Annotated in this window: 5 protein-coding genes; 2 read left to right on the top strand and 3 right to left on the bottom strand. The window is 65.8% G+C overall.

Translation table 11 applies throughout. The features are described 5' to 3' along the window. The 3 genes from VN779_RS00580 to VN779_RS00570 all read right to left on the bottom strand — a co-directional run. The coding region (locus VN779_RS00580; protein WP_325719044.1) for an SH3 domain-containing protein at positions 1 to 635 on the bottom strand (635 nt) is incomplete at its 3' end. A 4-nt stretch (positions 636 to 639) separates the two neighbouring features. Further along, complete coding sequence (locus VN779_RS00575; RefSeq protein ID WP_325719042.1) at positions 640 to 2,994, bottom strand: hypothetical protein; 2,355 nt, start codon at positions 2,992 to 2,994, stop codon at positions 640 to 642. A gap of 57 nt (positions 2,995 to 3,051) precedes the next feature. Further along, positions 3,052 to 3,309, bottom strand: coding sequence for a hypothetical protein (locus tag VN779_RS00570; protein WP_325719040.1), 258 nt, complete (start codon positions 3,307 to 3,309; stop codon positions 3,052 to 3,054). A gap of 409 nt (positions 3,310 to 3,718) precedes the next feature. Here VN779_RS00570 and VN779_RS00565 point away from each other — a divergent pair, with 409 nt between their 5' ends. Both VN779_RS00565 and VN779_RS00560 read left to right on the top strand, forming a co-directional pair. Further along, positions 3,719 to 4,894: a hypothetical protein gene (locus tag VN779_RS00565; protein ID WP_325719038.1), complete on the top strand. Its 1,176-nt coding sequence runs from the start codon at positions 3,719 to 3,721 to the stop codon at positions 4,892 to 4,894. A gap of 27 nt (positions 4,895 to 4,921) precedes the next feature. After that, on the top strand, positions 4,922 to 6,441 hold a 1,520-nt coding region (locus tag VN779_RS00560), incomplete at its 3' end, for a LamG-like jellyroll fold domain-containing protein (RefSeq protein WP_325719036.1).

The raw sequence follows: 6,441 nt of genomic DNA, 5'->3' as shown, positions 1-6,441 counted from the left end.
GCGCGCAGGAAGAAGCGGCGCGTGAGGTAGTAGCGTACACCGCCGCCCACGTAGGCCGTCTGTTCGGTGCGCTCGGCGGGCTGCACGAGTGTCGCCTTGGGCGAGATGTGCACGAAGCCGGTGCCGATCATGAGGAACGGCGTCAGACGCCACTCCGGCGCGATGATGTGCGCCAGGCCGATATCTCCGGTCGTGCCGTTGGAGAACTTGCCGAGAAACTGGCCGAGCGAAAGCTCGGCTGCGAGCTGCGAGTTGAAGTAGTAAGAGGAGTATCCGGAAACCAGGGTCGCCCCGCCATAGTCCCCGGCGAACATGCCCATCTCCCAGCGGTGCGAGGTGTAGCCCGCGCGGTCGCCCAGGGGAAAGGTGAACGGCGCGCCGTTGGCCAGCACCACTTTCTGCATGTCCTTCTGCGCGGCCCAGCCCTCCACGCCACGCTCGGTGCGCACCTTGAACCAGTCGGTGCGCCGGAACAGCACGTCGACACTCTCGCCGCGCGGCACAACCGTGAATACCGGATAGCCCCGACCGGCTCCGGTATGCAGCTCCAGATACGCCTCGGTAACGAAGACCTGCAGATGCTCACGCGCGGCGCCCACCGCCGGAGCGATGAGCAGCGCGATGAGCAGGCACACAGCCTTAATTGACCGGTACGTTGGGATCGAACGGGTTGTTGTAAAATTGCGCGCCAATATCCAGCCACTCAGAGATCAGGCGTAGCTCAGCCGCGTTCAGGAAACCCACGTGGTTCACCCCACCGGCCGGGGTAGGGGCGGACCCATCGAAACGACCGAGGAACGCGCTCGAGAGCGCACCGTTGGCGCTGCCCGCATTCAGGTACGGCCCTACGGGGATCGTGGTCGGGTTGCCGTTCGCATCCGGCGGACCCGGCACGTCCTGCAGGGAGCCCATGTTAACTTGTTGCTCGTTGTGCGTGAACAGCAGCTGCTGATAGGAGACCGGCTGCACCGGTACCGCGTCCGAGGGCGTGTTCGTGAGATTGAGCTGGCCCGCCGGCACCTGCACGGTCGCCGTGCTGCCCGCGGCGGGTGTGGTGCTGTGGCAGCCGCCTTGCGAGCAGGTGTGATCGGTCAGGACGTTGCCCATCGCATCCTTCGTCTGCCGGGCGTAGTCCCACATCGCCTGAATGATCTTGGGGTAGTTGATGACGCTGCGGCAGTTGGACACCCAGCCGTTCAGGCAGTTGGGCGTGGTCGGGAAATTGCCCGCGGGCAGATCCTGGTAGCGCAGGGAGATATCCGCCGTGGTGGCCGGGGGGTTCGCCCAGATCTCCGTGCTGCTCAGATTCACGCTGGGAACGATCTGTGCGCAGTGCGGCGTATCGTCGGCGCAGCTGATCCGCGCCAGGGTTTCTGCCATGGTCTCGCCGGGATTGGCGACCAACACCGGATTGGCATCCGGGAAGGGTCCGCCGCCGGAGGAGCCGGCATACGCCGCGGCAAACGCGCCCCGCCGTCCGTGCGAGAACGGTTTCTGCGGTGTCGCCGGATTGTGACAGCCGTTACAGGTGAGCGTCTCCCCCGGGCGCACCTGCAGCCATGCGGAATGCACCGGGGAGATCCGGCGGCCGTTCGCATCCAGCACGTCGATCATGAAGGCCACGTTCGCCGGTACCTGCATTTCCACCGAGCCGTCGGGTTGCACCGGCGCATAGCCGAGGATCTCGCGCATGTAGCCGCTGGCGCCGAAGGCATCGTTCGACAGGTTCACCACGGTCATGTCCGGAATGGACACCGCCTTCTCCAGGCGCACGAACCGGGCCGGGCGCTGGGCGGCGGGTGTCTTGCCCGGATCCGCCAGCGTTGCGATGTTGGGCCTGGCGGTGTCCACCCCGTCGAAGTCGTAGACGCTCTTGATGTCGAGCTGCCCGAGGGTGGGATCCTGGCCCGAGGCCAGCAGCTGATCCAGGATGATGTTCGGCACCGGGCGCGGCTGCGAGGCGACCACGTCGGTGACCATCACGCCCTCGACCGGGGGCATGATGGGCAGCAGCGTGTTCTGCGTCGGATCGAACATCCACAGGCTGTACAACGGCACAGCGGTCTTCACGGTCGGGTCCGCGAGGCGCGCGTCGGTGCAGGGGACGATCGCAGGAGGATTCTGCGTGGCATCCTGCAGCCGGCACTGCGACCAGCTCACCAGGATGCGATTGGTGCCGTCCCACAGCGGGTAGGCGGAATTGAACCGGCCGCCGGGTGAGGGACCGGGTACGTCGATCACATCATTGGAGGTCGCGCGGGTCTGCGCTGGGCCGGACATGGCGGCATCCGCCGCCAGCGGCTGAGTGTTCTCCACGAAGTGGATGCCGTCGATGATGAGCAGGTCGCCGCCGAAGTCCACGTTGGTGTATGGACGGGCGAGGGTGAGGATGCGACCGTCCTGCATCTCCCGGGGCTTCACGAACTCGATGGTCGCCATGTTGGTGCCGGTGGTATCCGTACCCGTATCGTGGCTATTGGCACCGTAGTAGAGCTGGGTGTCGGTCCCGTCCGGATTGGACGAATACAGGTGCATGCCGTCCTTGCCCGGGGCGTGGTCCCAGCGGCTCCAGAGAATGCGGCCGTTCGCCAGCACGGTCGGATCGCGGTCGTGGCTCTGATTGAAAGAGATCTGATGGATGCCCGTGCCGTCCGCGTTCATCACGTGCAGCACGAACGCCGGCTCGGTATTGGCCTCGTCCTGCGCCGCGAACTGCGGCTTGCCCTCATCCAGCAGGATCGCCTGCGACTGCCGCTGGCGGGTCGAGGAGAAAATGATGCGGCCATCGGGCAGCACGTGCGGCGCGACGTCGTTGACCGTCGCCGGATCCTGATCGGTGCTCGGGTCGATGGCCGGATGCAGGTTGTCGCTGGCGATGTCATAGACGTAGATACGCCACGACGGCGCATCCTTCTGCTTCATCTTCAAGGTGAGCGGTCCGCGCATCGCGAACACCACCGTCTTGCCGTCCGGGGAGACGTCGACGTCTTTCACATCGTAGGTGTTCGTGCCGGTGATGCGCGCCGTGAGGTTCGTCTCATTGGCGCTCGGCTAGGCGCTGTCGCGCTTGTAGAGGTCGGCCCTGGGGATCACCAGCTGGGTGGCCGTCGGCAGCACGGCGTTGCGCAGCATGCGCAGATCGTCGGTGGTCGGCGGAATCGTCCGCTTCACATAGAAGATCGGGAAGTCCACGGTGGCCGGATCCGCGGATTGGCTGTTTGCAATGGCGACGTTCCCACCGCTGCTGCAGGCGCTCAGGCCGGCGGCCAGGATCAGGACCAGAACGAATCCACCCACCACCGATTTCATGACTCTCTCCACACGAATCGTTCCCAGGCCGTTCCCCGCGGCTGAGCGAATGTAACGTAATTCGAGAACCCGATACGCGCATTCGTCGATATGACGAATCGATCACGCCACCGGAGCGCCGTTAGCTGTTTTCTTGCCATCGCGAGAGCTCGCCCGGGACGGCGTTTCCCGCACACCCGCGAGCGACTGCTTTCGACAGGTCCACTAGGTAGTCCTTCGCCGGTAGTGACGCCGTGACCGGACTCGCACTTTACCTCGCAAGGATCTGAGCGAGGGACACAACGACAGAACTGTCGGCACTTAGCGACGTCCTCTGCATGAGACATTCGGGGTGGGGTTTGCGCGACCGTATAGTGCGGCCCGCGCTTGAGGCATTCGTGGGAGTTAGACGAGCGCTATGGATACGAACATGCAAAACCGAACCCTGTCCGCGCGCGCGACGCCAATCGCCGTCGCCACCGCGCTGCTCGCCGTAACACAGTTGGGGGCACCCGCTCATGCCGGCGTCCCCGAGCAGGCCGTGCGCATCTACAACCGCATCGCCGGCGTACCGCCTTCGCCGAGCGTGCTCGCGCAGATGATCTCGGACATCAACGGTGGCAATCCGCAGGCGGCGGCGGCGCTCGCGACCAGCGATCCCAACTTCTATAACGTGACGTTGAAGAACTTCGTCGCGCCATGGACCAACCGCGACGGCACGGTGTTCGTGCCGTTGAACGACTATACGGCCACCGTCATCGGCATGGTGCGCGATGACGTCCCGTTCAATACGGTGTTGTCGGGGGACATTCTCTATACGAGCAATGCGCCGGGCCTGCCGGCTCCCTCGATCTCCAACAACAACCACTACCAGGCCGCCGATACCAACGGCGTGGACCTGAAGGCGACGCTGGTGCAGACCACGCAGTCGGCGGTGTACGGCCTGCCGGCGGCGGCCACGGCCGGCGTGATGACCACCTACGGCGGTGCCTCCGCGTTCTTCATCAACGGCACCAACCGGGCGATGTTCCGCTTCACGATGATGAATCATCTGTGCCACGACATGGAGACCGTCGAGGACATCTCCCGTCCTACCGACCGGATCCGCCAGGACGTCGCGCGCTCGCCCGGCGGGGACAGCCGCGTGTTCCTCAACACTTGCGTCGGCTGCCACAGCGGCATGGACCCGATGGCGCAGGCGTTCGCCTACTACAACTTCGACACCACGGCCGGCGCGCTCGTGTACACGCCCGGGATCGTGCAGGCGAAGTACTTCATCAACTCCGACAATTTCAAGCAGGGCTTCGTGACGCCGGATGACTCCTGGCAGAACCGCTGGCGCGCGGGCCCGAACTCGGTGCTCGGCTGGTCAGCCAGCCTGCCCGGGAGCGGCAACGGCGCCAAGAGCCTCGGCCAGGAGCTGGCCGGGAGCGATGCCTTCGCCGAGTGTCAGGTGCAGAAGGTGTTCCAGGCAGTGTGCTTCCGCGCGCCGGGCAACTCCCTGGACCGCAGCGCCGTGCAGAGCATCAAGGCGAACTTCACCGGCGGCGGCTACAAGCTGAAGCAGGTATTCGCCGACACCGCCCTGTATTGCAAGGGCCAGTAGGGGAAGACCATGACCAGGGAGAATCGCATGTCCCGCCTCACGCGTCTGTCCCCGCGCAAGCTCCTGCAGCTCGCCGCCCTGCTGCCGGTCGCGATTCTCGCGGCCTGCAGCGCCGGTGGTCCTGCGACGACGGTCAACCAGCCGACCAGCAACTCCACCTCGACGGCCAACGCCTACACGGGCCCGGCGGCGGGCAATGCCGACATCCAGGCCTTCAAGGTCAGTCTGTGGGAGCAGGTGCGCCAGCCGAACCGCTGCGGCGGCTGCCATCACGAGGGTGGCCAGTCGCCGATGTTCGCGCGCTCGGATGACGTGAACCTCGCGTACCAGGCGGCCGCGCCGCTGGTGAATATGACGCAGCCGGATCAGTCGGAGCTGGTTCTGAAGGTCGGCGGCGGCCACAACTGCTGGGTCGCCGATCCGCAGTCCTGCGCCGACACCATGCTGACCTGGATCAAGGCCTGGATCGGCGCGGGCTCCGCCTCCGCCACCGGTATTCAGCTGACCGCGCCACCGTCGGTGACCGTGGGCTCCGGCAAGCAGTTCCCGGCGGACTCGAGCGGCTTCCAGCAGTACGTCTGGACGCCGATCCTCACCAAGTGGTGCGTCAACTGCCACAGCCCGAACGCCAACACGCCGCAGCAGCCGTACTTCGCCGGCCCGAACCCCGACGACGCGTACGTGGCCGCGCAGCCGAAGATGAACCTGAACGACCCGGCGTCCTCGCGCTTCGTGGAGCGGCTGCAGGTCGAGTTCCACAACTGCTGGGCGACCACTCCCGGCGGCGCCCCGGATTGCCCCGCAAGCGCGGCTGCGATGCTGCAGGCGATCACCAACTACGCCAACACCGTGCCGGTGACGCCGGTGGATCCGAGTCTGGTGCTGTCCAAGGCGCTGTCCCTGCCGCAGGCGACCATCGCCGCCGGCGGCAACCGCATCGAGGACGCGCTGGTGGCCAAGTACGAGTTCAAGACCGAAAGCGGCTCGACCGCCTATGACACCAGCGGCGTGAGCCCCGAAGCGGACCTGACTTTCACCGGCAGCGTGCAGTGGGTCGGCGGCTGGGGCATCGACATCGGCCAGGGCGGCAAGGCCCAGGCCTCCACCGCCTCGAGCTCCAAGCTCGCCAGCATGATCCAGTCCACCGGCGCCTACACCATCGAGGTGTGGGCCGCACCTGCGAACGTGGCGCAGACGAATGCCTGGATCGTCAGCTATTCGGGCAGCAACAAGACGCGCAACGCGACTCTCGGCCAGCACGCGATGCAGTACGAGGGCTACACGCGCAGCGACCAGACCAGTACCAACGGAATGCCGCCGCTGCAGACCGCCGCGGCCAACATGAACGCGCAGGCGGCGCTGCAGCACATCGTGCTGACCTACGATCCCGTCAACGGGCAGAAGCTGTACGTCAACGGCAAGTTCACCGGCGACATCGATCCGGAGAAGGGCGGCTCGCTCGCCAGCTGGGACAACACCTTCGCCCTGGTGCTGGGCAACGAGGTGGATGGCACGCGCCAGTGGCAGGGCGTCATCAAGTTCGTGGA

Origin of the sequence: Actinocrinis sp. (assembly GCF_035605935.1) — a bacterium.
Lineage (GTDB): Bacteria > Actinomycetota > Actinomycetes > Streptomycetales > Catenulisporaceae > Actinocrinis.
This window is presented reverse-complemented; position numbering and strand designations above follow the sequence as displayed.

What these genes read in the sequence shown, in the direction of transcription:
- VN779_RS00570 (WP_325719040.1), bottom strand. Translation starts at nt 3,309, where the DNA reads ATGAAATCGGTGGTGGGTGGATTCGTTCTGGTCCTGATCCTGGCCGCC.
- VN779_RS00565 (WP_325719038.1), top strand. Translation starts at nt 3,719, where the DNA reads ATGCAAAACCGAACCCTGTCCGCGCGCGCGACGCCAATCGCCGTCGCC.